1 protein-coding gene is annotated in these 1,273 nt (G+C 59.7%); it reads right to left on the minus strand.

Annotated elements, in window-relative coordinates; genetic code table 11:
- Positions 1 to 1,157 (minus strand): thiamine pyrophosphate-binding protein (locus BVC71_RS15280; protein WP_276268559.1); only part of this gene is annotated, 1,157 nt, incomplete at its 3' end.
- Between the last annotated feature and the right edge of the window lie 116 nt (positions 1,158 to 1,273).

The raw sequence follows: 1,273 nt of genomic DNA on the forward strand, positions 1-1,273 counted from the left end.
GCGTCCTGATCATCAGGGCGTGCGCAATAGGCATCCACCGCGCGCAGCCAATCGATCCGCTGTTCAGGATCACAGGCATCGGCGCGGTAATCGCCCAAGCTTTCCCCCAGCATCTGCAGTGCGATTTTGGCATCTGCCACTAGCGATTCAGCGCCATGTTTGTTCGCGTCATAGCCGTGGATGTTGATCGAGATAAGCTTCGCATCCTCGCGGAACAGGGTCCGCGATCCGGTGGTAAAGTCCTGGAAACGGGTGCCGATACCGATCACCACATCCGCGGTTTCCGCAACAGCATTTGACGCTGCCGATCCGTCCACGCCCGATGCGCCGAACGCCATTGGATGCGATGTTGGCAGCGCCGATTTGCCCGCTTGGGTTTCGGACACGGGGATGTTGTGTTTTTCGGCAAAGGCCGCCAGTTCGGATTCCGCCTGCGAATAAATCACGCCGCCGCCTGCGATGATCACAGGGTTCTTTGCGCCTTTGATCGCCTCAGCCACACGCGCCAGTTCGCCCGTATCAGGGGCCGGACGGCGGATGCGCCAAACGCGCGGTTCAAAAAACTCGGCCGGATAATCATATGCCTCGGCCTGAACGTCCTGACAGAACGCAAGCGTCGCAGGGCCGCAGTTCGCCGGATCCGTCATCGTACGCAGCGCACGCGGCAGCGCATACATGATCTGTTCAGGACGCGTGATGCGGTCAAAATAACGGCTGACAGGTTTAAAACAGTCGTTCGCCGATACGGTGCCGTCGTCAAAATCTTCGACCTGTTGCAGCACAGGTTCGGGGCGGCGGTTTGCAAATACATCGCCCGCAACAATCAACAGCGGCAGACGGTTCACATGCGCCAGCGCAGCCGCCGTCACAACGTTGGTCGAACCAGGCCCGATCGACGACGTCACCGCCATCGCGCGGGTACGCTTCATCGTTTTGGCATAGGCGATGGCGGTATGCGCCATCGTCTGTTCGTTCTGGCCGCGCCATGTCGGAAAGACGTCCTGATAAGCGTGCAGCGCCTCGCCGATGCCGGCCACGTTGCCGTGACCAAAGATCGCCCACATCCCATCGATGTAACGTTCGCCGGCTTCGGTCATCTGAACCGAAAGCCATTTCACCATGGCCTGTGCGGCCGTTAAACGGATCGTGTTGCCCATTTTATTCTTCCTCACTCGGCCGCGTTCAGGCGGGCCGCATCGCGTGCGTTATCCCAGATGTTGCACAAACGGGTGAACCGGCCAGACATCAGGTCGATGGCTTCGGCGTCGGTCAT

It is taken from the genome of Marivivens niveibacter, assembly GCF_002150005.2.
GTDB lineage: Bacteria > Pseudomonadota > Alphaproteobacteria > Rhodobacterales > Rhodobacteraceae > Marivivens > Marivivens niveibacter.